The organism is Ruegeria sp. ABM4_193, assembly GCF_056158705.1.
The window spans coordinates 988,333-1,006,807 of sequence record NZ_JBSWTT010000001.1 but is presented as its reverse complement, the minus strand read 5'-3'; the positions used below and the strand labels follow the sequence as shown (position 1 = coordinate 1,006,807).

Genomic DNA, 18,475 nt, shown 5'->3' with positions numbered 1-18,475 from the left:
GTCGCCTGCGCAGCACTACGCCTTGAGGCGATACCCTGTGCGCAACATCTGCCAGGTGATGAGACCGATCACCACCGTAGCAAAGGAACAGACGGCCATACCCACCCAAGGCGAACTGTCCGAGACACCGATCATGCCGTAGCGCAAACCGTCAATCAGATAGAACACCGGATTCAGGTGAGTCAGACGGTTCAAAACCGGAGGGAGCGCCTGAACCGAGTAGAACGTGCCCGACAGGAAGGCCAGCGGTGTGACGATGAAATTGGTAATGGCTGCCATTTGGTCAAACTTATTGGCAAAAATTCCGGCAAACAGTCCCAATGCTCCCATAAAAGCGCCGCCCAAAACGACGAAGATCGTCGCGATAATGAAGTTTTGTGGCACGATGCCAAGAACCAAGGCCAGCGCAACAGCGACGACGCACGCAATCAGGATGCCTCGGGCGATTCCCCCCGCCAGATAGCCAAGCAGGATTTCAAGCGGCGACAGCGGTGGCATCAGGGTATCCACGATATTGCCCTGTACTTTGGAAATGACCATGGAAGACGATGTGTTGGCAAAGGCATTCTGGATCACCGTCATCATCATGATCCCTGGTGCCAGAAAGACCAGGAACGGCACCCCCATGACATCCGGGCGGCTGGGCCCTATGGCAGTGTTAAAGATCAGCAGAAACAGGCCCGCTGTGACCAACGGCGCTAAAAGGGTTTGCGTCCAAACCGCCAGAAAGCGCAGAGTTTCGCGCTGCGCCAGCGTGTAAAGGCCCATCCAGTTGACTGCTCCGAAGCGGTGCGCGGTCTGTTCTGCGGAATTCTGCATGGTTTACCCTCAACCTGATTCGAAGACAGCTTGTAACTCGGGCTGCAGTGTTTAGAATAGGGGGCTGAGACGATTTCCCAAGGCGGCCCGAATCCGGGGCCGCTTTCCGCTTTTGAAAGGCTAACGATGTCCTGGACAGACGAGCGCGTAGAACTGCTGAAGAAGATGTGGGGCGAAGGCCAGTCGGCCAGCCAGATTGCCAAGGAACTGGGCGGTGTGACCCGCAACGCGGTGATCGGTAAAGTGCATCGCCTGGGCCTGTCCAACCGGGCAGCGGGCGCTTCTCCGGCCAAGTCAGAGCCAAAGGAAAAACCAGCTCCGGCACCCAAGGCCGAGGCCAAGCCAAAGCCTGCGCCCAAGACCGAACCCGCACGTCCGGCCCCTGCCCCTGCGGCCGAGGCCAAACCGGCCGTGCCTGCCCGCCGTCAGATCATCCCTGCCGGTCAACCGTTGCCTCCACAGCCGTCGGCCAACGAGATCAGCCCGGAGGCGTTGGCAAAGGTCAACGAGGTCGAAAAGAAGGCCAAGAAGCTGACGCTTATGGAACTGACCGAGAAAACCTGCAAATGGCCGGTCGGCGATCCAGCGACAGAAGATTTCTGGTTCTGCGGTCTGCCCGTTGAAGCAGGCAAACCCTATTGCGAGGCGCATGTGGGCGTGGCCTTCCAACCCATGAGCGCGCGTCGCGACCGACGCCGGTAACACAGATGCGCCAGGATCCGACAGCAATGGAGGATACCTGGCTAGCCCGTGCAAAGCGCCTGCTGGCCCTGTCTGAAACCGGCCAGCATTTCACCAAAGACCCTTTTGACCGGGAACGTTACGACGAGATCGCCGCCATGGCCCGCGCCATGCTGGCTGATCTCGGTCAGGTACCGATTTCGCGGATTGAAGGGCTGATCACAGATCACGCGGGTGGCTACGCCACGCCCAGTATCGATATTCGCGGTGCGGTGATCCGGGACGACCGCATCCTTCTGGTGCGCGAACGTAGTGACGGGTGTTGGTCGATGCCCGGCGGCTTTGCCGATATCGGCAGCTCTCCGGCAGAAAATATCGAGCGTGAGGTCTGGGAAGAGGCCGGGCTGCGCGTTCGGGCGCAGCGTTTGTACGCCCTACGCCACAAAGCGCGGCATCCCTACCCGGCAGATGCACGGGATTTCTATAAGTTCTTCTTCTTGTGTGACGAAGTTGGGCAGGCTGACCCCAAAGCGGGAAGCGAAACCAGCGATGTTGGTTTCTTCCCAATAGCAAATCTGCCAGACTTGTCCCTTGCCCGAAACATTGAGAGGGACATTGCAGAAGCGTTTGAAGCGCAATCTAACTCGACGGCAACAGCGCTGTTTGACTGATCTCTACTGCGCGGGATGTGACGGCAGGTTCGGCATCGCCACCCAACCGGGCAATTCGTCAGGTGAAACCGAGACGTGCAGACGCTCGGATTGATCGCGGCCTACTTTGCGGTGTTTGCGCAGCAGGAAAATCTTGCCCCAGCCGCGCCACGTCCCAACCGAACGCGCGTGCGGATCGGTGGGGAAGCGGTCACGCCAGCCTTCAGGTAACGGCAATCGGTGCATCTCGGCCTTGTCCAGCATCCAAATCAAGGAAATGTTGCTGAGCGGCCGTGCCTCTTCATACCCGTTCAACTGCCCGCCGATGTCACCATGTGTGCCCCGGAACCAGACTTGTTCCACATGCCCTTTGAATTCGGGCGTGCATTTCCACAGAACCGGATCGAACACCTCGCGCGTCTCGTCCAATGCCATTGCGTGATAGCCGTGGCGGGTCGAGGGGCCCAACTGATGGTTGTGAAAGGCGTGGCGTTCTTCGGCCCAGCGCCACAACAGCGGCAGCCGCAGGCCCAACGCCTTGACGGTGTCCCAGACCCCGATCATCTCGATCTCAACCTCGTCGTGACAAAACTTGCGGCGGAAATCGCGCGCGGCGGTGCCGCTGGGATTGCATTCATAGTGGCGATAGGCTTGCTGGATGTTGCGCTCGGTCGCGTGTTCGGCCTTGAGCAAGCCGATCATGTCGATCACTCCGGCCAGACTGCGCACGCCGTACGCCCCACGCGAATAGCCAATGAAATAGATCCGGTCCCCAGGTTTGTAGCGTGAGGCAAGATAGCCATAGGCACGGCGGATCTGGCGATTGATACCCCGCCCCATCATCACATCCAGCGAGGACTTCCAGCTCTCCCACTGCACGCCTGCCTCATAGAACACCGAAACCTTGCTGCCCATCTCGCAACACAGGCGCAAGGTTTGCCCTGCATGGGTCTCGAACCCCGGTTCGAGCGTCGACATGGTACCGTCAAGGATGATGACATGGCTGAGCGGTTCTCGGTGAAGAACTTCGGCAGAATGTTCGGACCGCAAAGGCCGTCCGAGCCATCCAAGAACCTTTCTACTCAGCCGCGACAGATTCATGCGTCAGCAATTCCCATACTCTTTGAGGTGTGAAAGGCATATCCGCCTGCCGCACCCCGTTATCCCAGAGCGCATCCTGAACCGCGTTTGCCACTGCGGCCAGCGCGCCCACTGTACCGGCCTCGCCGCACCCTTTCATGCCCATCGGGTTCGAGGTTGACGGAACCGGCACCGAGGTAAACTTAATCATGGGTATGTCGGCGGCACGGGGCAAGGCGTAATCCATAAACGAAGCCGTGAGCAGTTGCCCGTGTGCATCGTGCACAACATGCTCGCTCAGCGCTTGTCCGATGCCTTGCACCACCCCGCCGTGCACCTGCCCTTCGGCCAGCATCGGGTTGATAAGGTTGCCAAAATCATCAACAACCGTATAGCGATCAACCCACGTTTCCCCGGTGTAAGAATCGATCACGACTTCGGCAACATGCGCGCCGTTGGGATAGCTGCGGGCATCCAGGTTGGCGCGGGCTTCATGCTGTAGCAAATCCATACGTCCATCGATGCGCGCCATCTCGGCCGCTTCGGTCAGGGTCGGCGTCAGGTTGGACCCCGGCGCGCGGAATGTCTCGTGGTCAAAACTCACATCGTTTTCCTCGACCCCCATCTTATCGGCCAGATAAGGCGTGAATGCGGCGATCATCTTGTCGATCGTGGCGAGCGTTGCCGTGCTTTGCACCGTGACCGAGCGTGATCCGCCCGTGCCGCCGCCGTGGCCAAGCCTGTCGGTATCGCCCTGAATGACCGTAATTCTATCCATGGGGATACCGGTCTGGTCCGACAAGAAATGGGCGTAAACCGTCTCATGCCCTTGCCCGTTCGACTGCGTGCCCACGTAAAGGTTCACTCTGCCATCCTCGCAAAACTCGACCTTTGAGTTCTCGGAAGGATCACCCAAAATACTTTCGATATAGTAACAAAGGCCCTGCCCCCGGATCAGGCCGCGCTCGGCATCTGCCGTTTTGCGGGCCTCGAAGCCGATGGTCTGGCTGGCTGCGCGACTGAGGATCATGTCGAAATCGCCAACATCATAGGTTTCGCCAGAGGCTGAGGTATAAGGAAAATCGTTGGGGCGGATAAAGTTCTTGCGCCGCAGCTCCCACGGATCAACGCCCAGCTCGCGCGCTGCTCGGTCCATCGCGCGTTCCAGCACATAGATCGCTTCGGGGCGGCCTGCACCGCGGTATGCATCGACTTGCGTCGTGCTTGTGTAAAACCCCTCGACCCGCAGATATGTGGTTTGCACGTCATAAACACCCATCAGCACCTTGCTGAACAGACTTGTCTGAATTGCCTGCCCGAAATGGCTGTTATAGGCACCAAGATTGACCTTGCTGTGAACACGGTAAGCCGTGATCTTGTGATCAGCGTCAAAGGCCAGTTCAGCCAACGAGTGCAGATCGCGGCCATGGTGATCGGACAGCATCGCCTCGGACCGGTCCGACATCCAGTGCACTGGCTGGCCCAACTTCATCGCAGCGACAGCGACGCAGAAATATTCGGGATATGGCATCACTTTCATGCCGAAGCCGCCGCCCACATCCGGCGTGGTGACCCGGATATCCTCAGCATCAAGCTTCAGCTTTTGAACCAGTTGCGCCTTCATCGCCCAGACGCCCTGCCCGCCGTAAGAAAAATGCAGACGACCATCGGACCAATCGGCCTGACATCCGCGCGGTTCCAGCGAGCTTATGATGACCCGGTTGTCCTGCACGTTCAGCGACACGGTATGGGCCGCGTCCTGGAAAGCGGCCTCGGTGGCGGCTTCGTCACCCAGCCCCCAATCAAAGGCCCGGTTGTCGGGGGCTTCTGGGTGCAGAATCTCACCGCCTGCCTTCACGTCCAGCTTGGCAGGGCGCTCCTCCATGTCCATCCAGATCAACTCAACCGCGTCCTGCGCCTTTGCCAGCGTATCCGCGATAACAACCGCCACCGGCTCGCCGACAAAGCGCACGCGGTCCTTGGCCAGCATGTGCCGATCAGGCGCCGCCGCCTTCGATCCATCGCGGTTCTGCAAAACAGCGGCGTTCAGCACCGTGTCGATGCCCGAAGCTGCCAGATCATCCAACGTCATCACCAGTCGCACGCCTTCGGCAGAGCGCGCATCCTCAAGATCTAAACTTGTAATTTCCCCATGGGCAACCGGGCTGCGGAAAAAGGCAGCAAACAGCGCATTTTCAGGCACGGCATCATCCATGTAACGCCCCTGCCCAGTCAGGAACCGCTGATCTTCGGTCCGTTTGACGGGCTGGCTCTTGCCGAATTTTTCCATGGGCGGTCCTCCTTATGGATCTTGCGGCCGAGCCTAGCCCGTGCCCCGACGATGTCCAGCGGGGCTCACGGAAATTCGTTTGTGCCTGCCAGATGTTGGAGTAGGTTTGGTCATGACCTGGACCCACGACACCGTTTTTCCTTTTTCCGCTCCGCTAACTGGCGGTCAGAGCGTGACACATGACGTCTATGTCGGTGGAGAGGGGCCACCGATCCTGATCCTTCAGGAATTGCCCGGAATCGGACCAGAGACTTTGGCGCTGGCAGTAAAGCTGAACGCATCCGGTTTTCGTGTCTACCTGCCACATCTGTTCGGCACCTACGGTAAGGTCGAGATGGCCAAAAACACCGCCCGGCTGTTTTGCGTCCGGAAAGAGTTCAACATCTTCGCCAGAGGCAAACAAAGCCCCATCGCAGGGTGGATGCGTGCCCTTACTCATGAGATCAAAAAGCGCGAAGGTAGCGCCGGTGTAGGTGTCATCGGCATGTGCCTGACAGGCAGTTTTGCCCTGACTTTGATGGCCGAAGACGCCGTTGTTGGTGGGGTCGCCAGTCAACCTGCATTGCCAGTTTTTGGTGGCAAGCATCTGCATATGAGCGCGCAGGATATCGGCGCAGCATCGGCAGGAATGGCCGCGAAGGGGCCCGGGCTGGCGATGCGGTATTCCGAAGACAAGCTGGCACCTAAGAAACTGATGCAAGCATTGGAACAGGCTTTCGGCGATCTGTTGGAAACGGTTGAATACCCCGGCAGGGACCATTCGCTGCTGACATTGGATTTCCACAATCCCGCCTATCAACGCGTGGACGCCTATTTCAAAGCCCGCTTTGGTATAACCTAAGCGCGCAAGGCCTTTCCCTTCCTGCCTCCATTCGCTATTGCAGGCGCTGACCCGAATTTGTTGACGCAGGACGCACCCCATGGCGATGGAAAAGACATTCAACGCGGCCGAGGCCGAGGCCCGCATCTATGAAGCCTGGGAACAGGCCGGAGCCTTCAAGGCAGGCGCAAATAAATCGCGCGACGAAAGCTTTACCATTATGATCCCGCCGCCCAACGTTACGGGTGCGCTGCATGTGGGTCATGCATTCAACAACACGTTGCAAGACATCCTGATCCGCTGGCACCGGATGCGCGGGTTCGACACGCTGTGGCAACCCGGTCAGGATCACGCGGGCATCGCCACGCAGATGCAGGTCGAGAAGATGCTGGCCGCCACGCAACAGCCGGGTCGGAGCGAGTTGGGCCGTGAGAAGTTCCTTGAGAAAGTCTGGGAATGGAAAGGCGAGTATGGCGGTACAATCATCGTACAACTGAAACGCCTGGGCTCCTCCTGCGATTGGTCGCGCAACGCCTTCACCATGGCCGGTGCAGCAGGTGATCCACGCACGGGGCATGAGAACTCGGCCAACTTCCACGACGCCGTGATCAAGGTCTTCGTCGATATGTACGAAAAAGGTCTGATCTATCGCGGCAAGCGTCTGGTCAACTGGGACCCGCATTTCGAGACAGCGATCTCGGACCTTGAGGTCGAGAATATTGAGGTCGCCGGGCATATGTGGCACTTCAAGTACCCCTTGGCCGGCGGTGAAACATATGAGTATTTGGAAAAAGATGAAGATGGGAATGTGATCTTCCGCGAGGAGCGGGATTATATTTCCATCGCCACCACACGCCCCGAAACCATGCTGGGCGACGGCGCGGTTGCTGTTCATCCGTCGGATGAGCGCTATGCGCCCATTGTGGGCAAGCTCTGCGAAATCCCGGTTGGTCCGAAAGAGCATCGCCGTCAAATCCCGATCATCACCGATGACTACCCCGATCCCGATTTCGGCTCAGGCGCAGTGAAGATCACAGGCGCGCATGACTTCAACGACAACATGGTGGCCAAGCGAGGCGGCATTCCGATGTATCGCCTGATGGACACAAAGGGCGCGATGCGAGCCGATGGTGCGCCTTACGCCGACGAGGCCGACAAGGCGCAAGAATATGCACGCGGCAAAGAGTTCACCGAGAACGAGATCGACGCGATCAACTTGATCCCCGATCACCTGCGCGGCCTCGACCGGTTCGAAGCGCGCGCGAAGGTTGTCGAGGAAATCACCGCCGACGGTCTGGCTGTCATGACCCGCGCGGATGATCCGCGTCTGGGCTCGACCGCTTTGAAGCCCGATCACGAAGGTGCCGACAAGATGGTACCGCTGGTCGAGAGCAAACCGATCATGCAGCCCTTTGGCGACCGCTCGAAGGTCGTGATCGAGCCGATGTTCACCGACCAGTGGTTCGTCGACGCCGAAAAGGTCGTCGGCCCCGCGCTGGATGCAGTCAAGGACGGCACGGTCAAGATCATCCCCGAGTCGGGTGAGAAAACCTATTACCACTGGCTGGAAAACATCGAGCCCTGGTGCATCTCGCGCCAGCTATGGTGGGGGCATCAGATTCCGGTTTGGTATGGCCTTGATCTCTCGGCTGAGAACTTCAAGGACGACGAAAATGACGGCGACCTTGATCTGGTCGAACTGGGCCGTTTGTTGAGCGAAGGTGGAATGCTGCACCGTGGCAACGTCATGGAATGCGGTGCGAGCCTTGAGGCTGTGACGGAGAAATTCCTCGACGACAACGCAAACATTCCAAGTCCACTGAGCCACGCGACGGTTATCGAAGTCGGTGACAAGCAGGAAGCCATCCATCAGTTTGCGGAAAGCCTGGCTCAATATGCCGTCGAACAGGATCCAACCAAGCTGGTCTACCCTGTTTGGCGCGACCCCGACGTCCTCGACACATGGTTCTCCTCCGGCCTCTGGCCCATCGGCACGCTGGGCTGGCCCGAGCAAACCGAGGAACTGGAGCGCTACTTCCCCACGGACGTTCTGATCACCGGCTTCGACATCCTGTTCTTCTGGGTCGCCCGGATGATGATGATGCAACTGGCCGTGGTCGATCAGATCCCGTTCCACACCGTCTACCTGCACCAGCTCGTCCGCGACGAGAAGGGCAAGAAGATGTCCAAGACCACCGGCAACGTTATCGACCCGCTGGAGATCGTGGACGAATTCGGCGCCGACGCGCTGCGCTTTACCAACGCCTCGATGGCGGCGATTGGCGGCGTGTTGAAACTGTCGCGCGAGCGCATCACCGGCTATCGCAACTTCGGCACCAAGCTGTGGAACGCCGTCCGCTTTGCTGAAATGAACGAGGTCTTCACCGACGCCGTACCGCAACTGGACGTGGCCGACCTGAAACCCAATGCTGCCGTGAACCGCTGGATCATCGGCGAAACCGCCCGCGTGCGCGAAGAGGTGGACGCGGCGCTGGAAAGCTATCGTTTCAATGACGCGGCCAACGGGCTTTATGCCTTCGTCTGGGGCAAGGTCTGCGACTGGTACGTGGAGCTGTCGAAACCGCTGCTGCAAGGCGACGATGCCGAAGCGCAAGCCGAAACCCGCGCCACCATGCGTTGGGTTCTGGATCAGTGCATGGTCTTGCTACATCCGATCATGCCCTTCATCACCGAGGAACTCTGGGGCCTGACAAGCAACCGCGCGAAGATGGTCGTCCACGCCGACTGGCCCACCTACGCCGCTGCCGACCTGATCGACGCCGAGGCGGATCGAGAGATGAACTGGGTAATCTCGGTGATCGAAAACACCCGTTCGGCCCGTGCGCAGATGCGTGTTCCGGCTGGCCTCTACGTACCAATGCTGGTGACCGAGATCGACACCAACGGCCAAGCTGCGTGGGATCGCAACGAGGCGCTGATCAAGCGCCTGGCGCGGATCGACAGCCTGACATCGGCGGATGAGCTGCCCAAAGGCACCATCTCCATCGCCGCCCCCGGAGCCTCCTTCGGTCTGCCACTGGCCGATATCATCGACATCGGCGCAGAAAAAGAACGGCTGGAAAAAGCCAAAGGCAAACTGGCCAAGGAACTCGGCGGCCTGCGCGGGCGTCTGAACAACCCCAAATTCGTGGCCTCGGCCCCGGAAGAGGTGGTCGAAGAAGCCAAAGCCAACCTCGCCGCCCGCGAGGAAGAAGAGGCGAAACTGAACGAGGCGCTCGCCCGCCTCGCTGAGATTGCCTGATCTTCATCTTTTCAAAAATACTCAAGTCCCAACCCCTGCGACCAAACCGACGCAGGGGTTTTTCTTTACCCTCAAAGCTTTCCCCTTGTTCGCCCCACCCGCCAGTTGTTAGCAATCAAGCAAAACAACGCCCGAGGCTCTGATGGCGCAGCCCTTTCCCCCGATGCAAACCGTCTCGACCGGACTGGTCGTGGCCGTCGTCGGGTTCTTCAGCTCGTTCCCCATCGTCCTGCAAGGGCTCACCGCCATGGGCGCATCCAAGGCCGAGGCCGCCTCGGGTCTGATGAGCGCCGCCATCGCCATGGGGCTGGCCGCGATCTTTCTCAGCTTAAGATACAAACAGCCGATTAGCGTGGCCTGGTCCACCCCCGGCGCGGCGCTGCTGGCCGTTTCCGCCACCCCGGTCGAGGGCTTCTCGGGCGCGATCGGAGCATTCCTATGCGCCGGCGCGTTGACGGTTTTGGCCGGTCTCTGGAAACCGCTCGGCCGTTTGGCTGCTGCAATCCCGACGACGCTGGCCCAAGCCATGTTGGGGGGCGTTCTACTACCGCTGTGTATCGTCCCCTTCAAGGCCGCGGTCGAACTGCCCTGGCAAGCTCTGCCTGTCATCCTGACATGGTTTATTGCCGGGCGCTTCAACAAGCTATTCGCCGTGCCCGCTGCCGTTGTGGCCGCCGCACTGGTCGTCGTATTCAGCGCCGACGGTACATCAGTACGACCCGAGAGTTACCTGGCTGCTCCGGTCTGGACAATGCCCACATTCTCGCTGGCCTCTGCCATCGGCATTGGCTTGCCCCTATTTGTCGTGACAATGGCCACCCAGAATATACCGGGCATCGCGGTCATGCGCAGTTTTGGCTACACGCCCGAACCGGGCAAGCTGTTCTCGTCAGTGGGTGGCGCAAGCCTGTTGTCCGCCCCATTCGGGGCACCCGCCACCTGTCTTGCAGCCATCACGGCCGCCATGTGCTCCAACGAAGACAGCCACCCGGATCGCACCTTACGCTATTGGTCAGCGATCATGGCGGGGGTGTTTTATTGCCTGTTTGGTATCTTCGCCGTAGCGATTACCGGATTTGCCGCCCATGCCGACCCGCTGCTGATGGGAACGCTGACCGGCGTCGCTTTGATCGGCGTGATGGCCAACGCCACCTTCGCTGCGCTGGAAGTTCCTGCAGAGCGCGAAGCAGCCATCCTGACCTTTGCAATCACAGCTTCGGGCATCACTGCGTTTGGTTTCGGCGCGGCTGTTTGGGGTCTGCTGGCGGGCGGGGTCGCCTACCTGATCTCGCAACGGATCAGATAGATGGTTTTTCTGACACTCCAGATCGATTAAACTAAACCCATGTTTGGAGCATTGGCAAAACTGGTCGAACGCCAGATCAAGAAGGCTCAGTCCGAAGGCCAATTGCAGGGGTTGGAGGGTGAAGGCGAACCACTGCCTGACAGGTCATCAGAAGCGATGACTGATCCGGCCATCGCTGCAGGTCACCGGATCATGGCGCAAGCCGGTGTTTTACCGGAAGAGTTCCACATCAAGAAGCAGCTCGACACTGCCCGGCAGACCTATGCCGACCTGACTGACCCAGTCAAGCGCAAAGCCGCGATGGCCCGCATTGCCGATTTGGAAATGCGCTACAATATGGCCCGCGACGCACGCCGGGCCTTTATGCGCTAGCACTTATTCAGGAAAGCGCGGCTCGAGACGGAAACCGAGTTTTTGGAGGGGTCTTTAGTATTTGCAAACTGATACCCGTCAGCCTGATGAATCGGCCCAAATACCAAGCCGCACTCAGCCGCCTGAGCGCAAAACTCTGCTACATTCGGTACGTCAAAAACCAGCTTCACTGCGGCTTGCCCTTCTCGGGTGCCTTTGGCCGCCGGATGCAGAAGAAGATGTACGCCACCTGATTTTGGGACCAGTTCAACAATTCGATCACCCGGGTTCCGCTGAACAACATAGCCAAAGTGGGTTTCGTAGAAGGCCACCATTTGGTCCATTCGTTTGGTGTACAGCACCAACCGATTGATCGCGGGAAAAGCGGTCATTTGAACTCGGGCTTTCGGCCCTGCATCTGCGCCATCACAACCTCCATCTGGTCGGGCTTGCCGATCAATTCCACCTGCTCGGCGGATTCCGCCATCAGAACGTCAGTGCGCCCCTGCGTTTCGGCGATTTCGATCAAACGCTTCGCAGCGCGGATAGCCGAGGGACTTTGACCGGCGATATTCTCGGCAAGGGCCAGAGCTTCGGTCAACGGATCATCGGAAAGCTGCGTGACCAGACCCCACTCCGCCGCTTGCTGCGCACCAATCGGACGCGCTGTGTAGGTCAGTAACCGAAGCACATCCGAACGGACCAAGCGCGGCAACAAAACCATGCCGCCCATGTCCGGAATGATACCCCATTTCATCTCCATCACAGCCAGTTTGGCCTCGGGATGCGCAATCCGAATGTCCGCGCCCAGCGCAATTTGAAGCCCGCCCCCATAAGCCACACCTTGCAAGGCGCAAATCACCGGCACCGGGACACGGCGCCAGATAAGGGCCAGTTCCTGCATCTCGTTGGCGTCTTCGTGGCTGCGGGTCATCAGCCATTCGGTTGGGTCCATATGGGCCATCTTCGCAAAGCTGGCCATGTCCAGCCCCGCGCAAAAGCTTTTTCCTTCCCCGGACAAGACCACGGCGCGCGCATCCGAGGCCGCAACCTCTTTCCCGGCGGACAATAGCGCTTTGATCATCGCGTCATCCAGCGCGTTCATCTTGTCGCCTCGTGTCAGCGTGACATGGGCAACATGATCTTGGTAAGTGACGGATACACGTGACATAGGCGGCCTCTCGAAATTCCAGTGTTGCAAACATGCCCGCCCCGGCGGCCGAATACCACCACGACGTCAGGGCAGATCGCTGATAGGCATTCGCCCAAACCATGCGGAATCGAGGGTCATGACATAGAACTGACCGCCCACGATTTTGCCCCCGGTTGTGATACCCAAGCGGCCCTGCGGGTCCTGTAACGTGCGCAGGATTGTGCCCTCGCCATCGAATTGCACCACCATACCTCGATGAATTGGTGCCGGACGCACTGCTGGACCCAGCCGCCAGATCACCTTCCGCAAGAACGGGTAGGGCATCAGCGCTTCGGACGGTACGCGCGGGCTGGCAAAAGCCAACCAATAAGTGCCATCTCCCTGCGCCTCGATATTGTCGGGATACCCAGGCAGGTTATCCATCAGAATCTCTTGTTGTCCGGCCTTGGAACCGGTCAGCCAAAGCTTATGCACCCGTGCGCGGCCCGTTTCTGCGATCAACAGAAAGTCCTCATCAGGTGAAAGGGCGACACCATTGGTATAGACGAACCCCTCGGCGATCTTCTCGGTCGTACCATCCGGTGCGCGACGCGCGATATAGCCTGTGTCGGACTGTTCCCAGATAGTCAGGACCGAGGTGGGTTTGGTCCCCCCCATGGTTTCCGGGTCGAAGCGGTCTGTTGAATTGGAAAAATAGATCGTGCCATCCTGCGCCACGTCCAGTTGGTTGGCATAGATCACTGGCGCACCGTTGACGTCAGCAACCACCGTTTCCAAGGTGCCCGGCCCGGTCCATCGCATCACACCTCGAAAACTGTCAGCAATATAAAGTGCGCCATCCGGCCCGGCCTTAAGGCCAAGAGGTCGCCCACCCAGACGATCAACCTCGACAGGCTCAGCTCCATCAACGCGGTAAAGTATGCCTGACAGGCTTGTCGTATACACCGTGCCATCCGTCATAACGGCGATGTCTTCGGGGCCAACCTCTTCCCCGGGCAAGCGGACAAGCTGCGCGGCGTCCAGCGCCGTATTTTCTGCGAAATCCCCAGTGAATCCAGCGTCCTCCGGAAACTCGGCAGCGACGGGTACAACCGGTACAGGCCAGAACAGAAGATAAGCGACACCCAGAAGAAAAACCGCGAAAAGAATGCGCATTTGCGTTCCCTTGTTAAAGTTCGCCACAGCGCGGCTAACCGCGTTGGGAGCTTGCTCAATAAGTGGGCTTGAGGTTATCTGCCCACATGACCGGACCTCGATACACACCGCTTGCCCAATCCCTGCCCGCCACCGTGCCCTTTGTCGGCCCCGAAACGCAAGAGCGGCAACGGGGTGCCCCGTTCGCGGCACGTCTTGGGGCAAATGAAAGCGTGTTTGGCCCTTCACCACAGGCTATCGAGGCCATGGCGCAAGCCGCATCTGAAATCTGGATGTATGGCGACCCCGAAAACCATGACCTGCGCAGTGCATTGGCAGATCATCATGGTGTGATGCCAGAGAATATCGTTGTGGGCGAAGGGATTGACGGGCTTTTGGGGTATCTGGTGCGTCTGATCATAGGTCCCGGAGACGCGGTGGTGACCTCAGACGGGGCCTATCCGACCTTTAACTATCACGTGGCCGGGTTCGGCGGCGATCTGCACAAAGTATCTTACACAGGGGATCACGAGGATCCAGGTGCCCTGTTTGCCAAAGCAACCGAGGTCGGCGCCAAGCTGGTTTATTTGGCCAACCCAGACAACCCAATGGGCAGTTGGCACTCGGGCGCAGAGATCGTGACAGCATTGGATGCCATGCCAGAAGACTGCCTGTTGGTTCTGGATGAGGCTTACGTGGAATGCGCGCCTGATGGGACCGCTGCGCCTGTCGAAATAGATGACCCCCGAGTGATCAGGATGCGAACCTTTTCAAAAGTTTACGGTTTGGCAGGCGCACGAGTAGGCTATGCGTTGGGAGCGCCGGATCTGATCGCCGCCTTCAACAAGGTGCGCAACCATTTCGGCATGAACCGCGCGGCGCAAGCCGGTGCCTTGGCGGCGCTGCAGGATCAAGCCTGGTTGTCGCACATTCAGGCCCGGATCACGGAAGCACGAGATCGTATCGCTGCAATAGCGCGCGAGAACGGGTTGGACCCCCTGCCTTCAGCGACCAACTTTGTCGCGATTGACTGCGGGCGGGATGGAGACTTTGCGAAAGCGGTTTTGGACTCTTTGGTTGCGCAAGGGATTTTTGTTCGGATGCCGTTTGCTGCACCTCAGAACAGGTGCATACGGGTCAGTTGTGGAGAGGTCGCGGATCTGGACGCGTTTGCCGCAGCCCTGCCAAAAGCGCTTGCCGACGCGCAGGAACGCGTCGGCTGAAACTTAATCGCTTGGCTCAGTTTATATCGCAAGCGTTGATGCGGCGGCCTCTAGCGCTCCTGCGCCTCGGGGGATGTCCAACGCAGCCAATGCGGTTTCCATGCCCCCTAGCATCGCCATGATCATTTGCCCGTTCACATGCCCCATGTGGCCGAGACGGAAACAGCCGTCATAGTCCTCCATCCCCAAACCGATACCAAGCGTCAAACCCAATTGGTTTTCGGTGTAGGCGCGCAAAGCGGTACCCCTGCCATCACTCAGGCGCAAAGACGTGACGGCACGGCTGCGGTGGGCACGGTCGGTGACGTTGAGATGCAAAGCCCCGCCTTGCGCCCAGGTTTCGCACGCGGCCCAGATCGCTTTGGCCAGATGTTCATGCCTGGCCCAAACGTGTTCGATCCCCTCGGCATGGATCAGATCCAGCGCGGCGCGCAGACCGTAGAGATGATGCGTCGGCGCTGTGCCATTGAAATACTGGTAGAAAAGGTCTGGGTTTGCGCGCGGCTGCCAGTCCCAATACTGCGACACGCGCGGCATTGTGGCCCGCTTGGCCTGAGCTTTTTCGTTAAAGAAAACAAACCCCAACCCGGCTGGAGTCATCAGACCCTTTTGGCAGGCACTGACCGTTACGTCTACGCCCCAGTCATCCATCTCAAACCGGTCGCATCCCAAAGAGGCAATACAATCAGCCATCAGCAATGCCGGGTGACCGAGATCATCCAGAAGTCGGCGAAGCGTGGGGATGTCGTTGCGGATCGAGCTGGACGTGTCCACATGAACCGCTAGCACGGCTTTGATCTGATGGTCTTTATCCGCGCGCAACGCATCGTCGATTTGGTCAAAGTCCCACGCTGAGGCGGTTCCAAAGTCGAGCAGTTGAACCTTCGCCCCCACCCCTTCAGCCATTTCAGCCCATCCGTGGGTGAATCGGCCAGATGCCGGGGCAAGCACTGTTTCACCCGGCGCGATCACATTGGAAAGTGCTGCTTCCCAGGTACCGTGACCGTTGGCAATGTAGATTGCCACATTATGTCGTGTCCGTGCGACGCGCTTTAGATCAGTGATCAGCGCGGGCATCATCTCGACCAGTTCACCGTCATAAATATTTGGCGACGGGCGGTGCATGGCTTGTAATACGGCGTCGGGCATGACCGACGGGCCGGGAATGGCCAAATACTCGCGCCCTTGCACGAGCGAAATTTGGTTTGTCATAAGATCAACCTGTCTGAATTGATGCACACCCTAGCAAGGGTTTTGGCGGCGTCAATCCATCAGCTTCGAGGCTTCGCTCGCCAGCGCTTCAATACCCGCCCAATTCCCGGCTTTGACCAGATCCTTTGGCGCGACCCAGCTGCCTCCAGCACAGACCACGTTGGACAATGTCAGGTAATCGCGGGCGTTAGAAGGGGACACGCCACCTGTAGGGCAGAAACTGATCTGCGGCAGAGGCGCACCGATTGCTTTCAATGCCGGTGCCCCGCCCGAAGCCTCGGCCGGGAAGAACTTCAGCATGTCGTAGCCTTTTCCCAACAACTCCATCGCTTCGGTTGCTGTGGCAGCGCCGGGCAACAGCGGCAGGCCCTCTGCCTCGCACGCTGCGATCAGCGCGTCAGTTGCGCCCGGAGAGACACCAAACTGAGCACCCGCTTCTTTGGCTGCACGGACATCCTCGGGGGTGACCAGTGTACCTGCACCTACAACACCGCCGGGCACTTCTGCCATGGCCCGGATTGCATCCAATGCAGCCGGTGTGCGTAATGTGACTTCGAGCGCGGGTAAGCCTCCAGCGACCAACGCTTCAGCCAAAGGGCGCGCATGCACTGCGTCGTCGACCACAAGGACAGGTACAATAGGCGCAAGAGCGCAGATTTCGCGGGTGCGTCGAGATTTCGTCATCACTTATGCTCCGAATATGCTGGCGCCTGTGTCGGCAGATCCGACGTTCAGCCGGAACGCACCAAAGAGGTCGCGCCCGACACCGTGTTGATTTGCTGAAAGGTCGGCGGTGGCAACGGGGCGGTCCAGCACGCCTTCGGTCAGGATTTCCAACTGACCCTGCACCGCATCAACACGCAGAATGTCGCCATCCTGCAGGCGCGCAATGGCACCACCGTCCAGCGCCTCAGGACAGACATGGATGGCTGCGGGAACTTTGCCCGACGCACCGGACATACGGCCATCAGTGACAAGCGCCACCTTTTGACCCCGGCCTTGCAGGATCGACAGAATAGGAGTCAGCGAATGAAGCTCGGGCATCCCGTTCGCCTTTGGGCCTTGGAAACGCACGACAACGATTACGTCATCCGTGAATTCTCCGGCCTTGAAGGCCGCTTTGACGTCATCCTGATCATGGAACACACGTACAGGTGCTTCGACCACCTGATGTTCCGGGGCAACGGCTGAAACCTTCATAACACCGGTGCCCAAGTTGCCCGTCAGGCGCGACAGACCTCCGGTTGGTTGGAACGGATCCTTGGCCGGGCGCAAAATCTTTTTGTTCAGGCTGTGGTCGGTGCCGTCTTGCCAGACAAGGTCTCCGTCCATCAGTTTGGGTTCCTTGGTGTAATTGTGCAGGCCCTGCCCTGCTACCGTCAGGGTATCGGGGTGTAGTAGACCGTTCTCCAGCAGAGTGCCGATGGTATACCCAAGCCCTCCGGCGGCATGGTAGTGGTTCACGTCAGCCAGACCGTTGGGATAAACCCGCGCAACCAAAGGCACCACGGCAGAGATTTTGGAAAAATCTTCCCAATCCAAAACGATACCGCCTGCCCGCGCCATAGCGATCAGGTGGATCAGCAGGTTGGTCGATCCACCTGTTGCCATCAGACCCACGATCCCGTTCACAAAGGCTCGTTCGTCAAGAATCTGGCAGACCGGTGTGTAGTGGTTGCCTAGCGCGCTGAGCGACAGGGCGCGGCGCGCACCTTCCTCGGTCAGGGCATCACGCAAGGGCGTGTTTGGATTGACAAAGCTAGAGCCCGGCAGATGCAGGCCCATGAACTCCATCAGCATCTGGTTCGTGTTGGCCGTGCCATAAAAGGTGCAGGTGCCGGGGCCATGATAAGCGGCCATTTCCGCCTTCATGAGCGCGTCGCGACCCACCTCTCCGGCCGCGAATTGTTGGCGGACCTTGGCTTTTTCGTCGTTCGGCAACCCGCTGGTCATCGGACCTGCGGGCAGGAAAACGGCTGGCAGATGGCCAAAAGCCTGCGCGCCGATGACCAGTCCGGGGACGATCTTGTCGCAAACCCCAAGGAACACAGCAGCGTCATACGTGTTGTGGCTAAGGGCAACCCCGGTCGCCAATGCGATCACGTCGCGTGAAAACAGCGACAGCTCCATCCCCACCTCACCTTGCGTGACGCCATCGCACATCGCCGGAACCCCACCTGCAACCTGTGCGGTGCCGCCTGCGGCGCGGATCGCCTGACGGATCAGTTCGGGATAACGCTCAAACGGCTGATGCGCCGACAGCATGTCGTTATAGGCGGTGACGATTCCCAGATTGCCTGCCGTGCCGGTTGCCATGGACTGCTGGTCGTCCCCGGCGCCTGCGTAAGCATGAGCCTGCCCGCTGCAAGACAGATGCGCACGGGCCGGGCCTTTGGATTTAGCCTGCTCCATGCGTTCCAGATGCGGACCGCGCAGATCGGCGCTGCGGTCTATGATCCGTTTGGTGACGTCGGTAATGACTGAATGTACCATT

16 protein-coding genes are annotated in these 18,475 nt (G+C 59.1%); 7 read left to right on the top strand and 9 right to left on the bottom strand.

Annotated elements, in window-relative coordinates; genetic code table 11:
• Window positions 1-15 precede the first annotated feature (15 nt).
• Window positions 16-819: an ABC transporter permease gene (locus ACXADZ_RS05040; RefSeq protein WP_475193206.1), complete on the bottom strand. Its 804-nt coding sequence runs from the start codon at window positions 817-819 to the stop codon at window positions 16-18.
• Between the two features lie 126 nt (window positions 820-945).
• Here ACXADZ_RS05040 and ACXADZ_RS05035 point away from each other — a divergent pair, with 126 nt between their 5' ends.
• Window positions 946-1,521: a GcrA family cell cycle regulator gene (locus tag ACXADZ_RS05035; protein ID WP_171235262.1), complete on the top strand. Its 576-nt coding sequence runs from the start codon at window positions 946-948 to the stop codon at window positions 1,519-1,521.
• 5 nt (window positions 1,522-1,526) lie between these two features.
• Complete coding sequence (locus tag ACXADZ_RS05030; RefSeq protein ID WP_475193201.1) at window positions 1,527-2,171, top strand: NUDIX hydrolase; 645 nt, start codon at window positions 1,527-1,529, stop codon at window positions 2,169-2,171.
• A 3-nt stretch (window positions 2,172-2,174) separates the two neighbouring features.
• Here the strand turns inward: ACXADZ_RS05030 and ACXADZ_RS05025 are convergent, their stop codons facing one another.
• On the bottom strand, window positions 2,175-3,251 hold the full coding sequence (locus tag ACXADZ_RS05025; protein WP_475193200.1) for a DUF2235 domain-containing protein: 1,077 nt from the start codon (window positions 3,249-3,251) through the stop codon (window positions 2,175-2,177).
• Window positions 3,229-5,520, bottom strand: coding sequence for a xanthine dehydrogenase family protein molybdopterin-binding subunit (locus tag ACXADZ_RS05020; protein WP_475193197.1), 2,292 nt, complete (start codon window positions 5,518-5,520; stop codon window positions 3,229-3,231). Before ACXADZ_RS05020 ends, ACXADZ_RS05025 begins: the two co-directional genes overlap by 23 nt.
• 112 nt (window positions 5,521-5,632) lie before the next feature.
• Here ACXADZ_RS05020 and ACXADZ_RS05015 point away from each other — a divergent pair, with 112 nt between their 5' ends.
• The 4 genes from ACXADZ_RS05015 to ACXADZ_RS05000 all read left to right on the top strand — a co-directional run bounded on the left by ACXADZ_RS05015 (window position 5,633) and on the right by ACXADZ_RS05000 (window position 11,280).
• Window positions 5,633-6,361: a dienelactone hydrolase family protein gene (locus ACXADZ_RS05015; RefSeq protein ID WP_171094086.1), complete on the top strand. Its 729-nt coding sequence runs from the start codon at window positions 5,633-5,635 to the stop codon at window positions 6,359-6,361.
• A 79-nt stretch (window positions 6,362-6,440) separates the two neighbouring features.
• Window positions 6,441-9,602, top strand: coding sequence for a valine--tRNA ligase (locus tag ACXADZ_RS05010; protein WP_475193193.1), 3,162 nt, complete (start codon window positions 6,441-6,443; stop codon window positions 9,600-9,602).
• Between the two features lie 142 nt (window positions 9,603-9,744).
• Window positions 9,745-10,908 (top strand): benzoate/H(+) symporter BenE family transporter, encoded by a 1,164-nt coding sequence (locus ACXADZ_RS05005; RefSeq protein ID WP_475193188.1) that lies wholly within the window; start codon window positions 9,745-9,747, stop codon window positions 10,906-10,908.
• 39 nt (window positions 10,909-10,947) lie between these two features.
• The gene (locus ACXADZ_RS05000; protein ID WP_475193185.1) at window positions 10,948-11,280 is read left to right on the top strand and encodes a DnaJ family domain-containing protein; all 333 of its coding nucleotides are present in this window, start codon (window positions 10,948-10,950) and stop codon (window positions 11,278-11,280) included.
• On the opposite strand, the gene ACXADZ_RS04995 is transcribed toward ACXADZ_RS05000, so the two are convergent.
• The 3 genes from ACXADZ_RS04995 to ACXADZ_RS04985 all read right to left on the bottom strand — a co-directional run bounded on the left by ACXADZ_RS04995 (window position 11,277) and on the right by ACXADZ_RS04985 (window position 13,567).
• The gene (locus ACXADZ_RS04995) at window positions 11,277-11,651 is read right to left on the bottom strand and encodes a VOC family protein (protein WP_475193184.1); all 375 of its coding nucleotides are present in this window, start codon (window positions 11,649-11,651) and stop codon (window positions 11,277-11,279) included. The genes ACXADZ_RS05000 and ACXADZ_RS04995 overlap by 4 nt on opposite strands.
• The gene (locus ACXADZ_RS04990) at window positions 11,648-12,430 is read right to left on the bottom strand and encodes a crotonase/enoyl-CoA hydratase family protein (protein WP_475193183.1); all 783 of its coding nucleotides are present in this window, start codon (window positions 12,428-12,430) and stop codon (window positions 11,648-11,650) included. Before ACXADZ_RS04990 ends, ACXADZ_RS04995 begins: the two co-directional genes overlap by 4 nt.
• Window positions 12,431-12,496: 66 nt before the next feature.
• Window positions 12,497-13,567 (bottom strand): SMP-30/gluconolactonase/LRE family protein, encoded by a 1,071-nt coding sequence (locus ACXADZ_RS04985; RefSeq protein ID WP_475193180.1) that lies wholly within the window; start codon window positions 13,565-13,567, stop codon window positions 12,497-12,499.
• 86 nt (window positions 13,568-13,653) lie between these two features.
• Here ACXADZ_RS04985 and ACXADZ_RS04980 point away from each other — a divergent pair, with 86 nt between their 5' ends.
• Window positions 13,654-14,769, top strand: a complete 1,116-nt coding sequence (locus tag ACXADZ_RS04980) for a pyridoxal phosphate-dependent aminotransferase (RefSeq protein ID WP_475193177.1) — start codon at window positions 13,654-13,656, stop codon at window positions 14,767-14,769.
• A gap of 21 nt (window positions 14,770-14,790) precedes the next feature.
• Here the strand turns inward: ACXADZ_RS04980 and ACXADZ_RS04975 are convergent, their stop codons facing one another.
• The 3 genes from ACXADZ_RS04975 to edd are packed head-to-tail and all read right to left on the bottom strand — an operon-like array spanning window position 14,791 to window position 18,474.
• Complete coding sequence (locus ACXADZ_RS04975) at window positions 14,791-15,981, bottom strand: pyridoxal-phosphate-dependent aminotransferase family protein (protein WP_475193175.1); 1,191 nt, start codon at window positions 15,979-15,981, stop codon at window positions 14,791-14,793.
• A 51-nt stretch (window positions 15,982-16,032) separates the two neighbouring features.
• The gene (locus ACXADZ_RS04970; protein ID WP_475193172.1) at window positions 16,033-16,665 is read right to left on the bottom strand and encodes a bifunctional 4-hydroxy-2-oxoglutarate aldolase/2-dehydro-3-deoxy-phosphogluconate aldolase; all 633 of its coding nucleotides are present in this window, start codon (window positions 16,663-16,665) and stop codon (window positions 16,033-16,035) included.
• Window positions 16,666-16,668: 3 nt separating this feature from the next.
• Entirely contained in the window at window positions 16,669-18,474 is a 1,806-nt protein-coding gene (gene edd / locus ACXADZ_RS04965; RefSeq protein WP_475193171.1) for a phosphogluconate dehydratase, read from the bottom strand.
• Between the last annotated feature and the right edge of the window lies 1 nt (window position 18,475).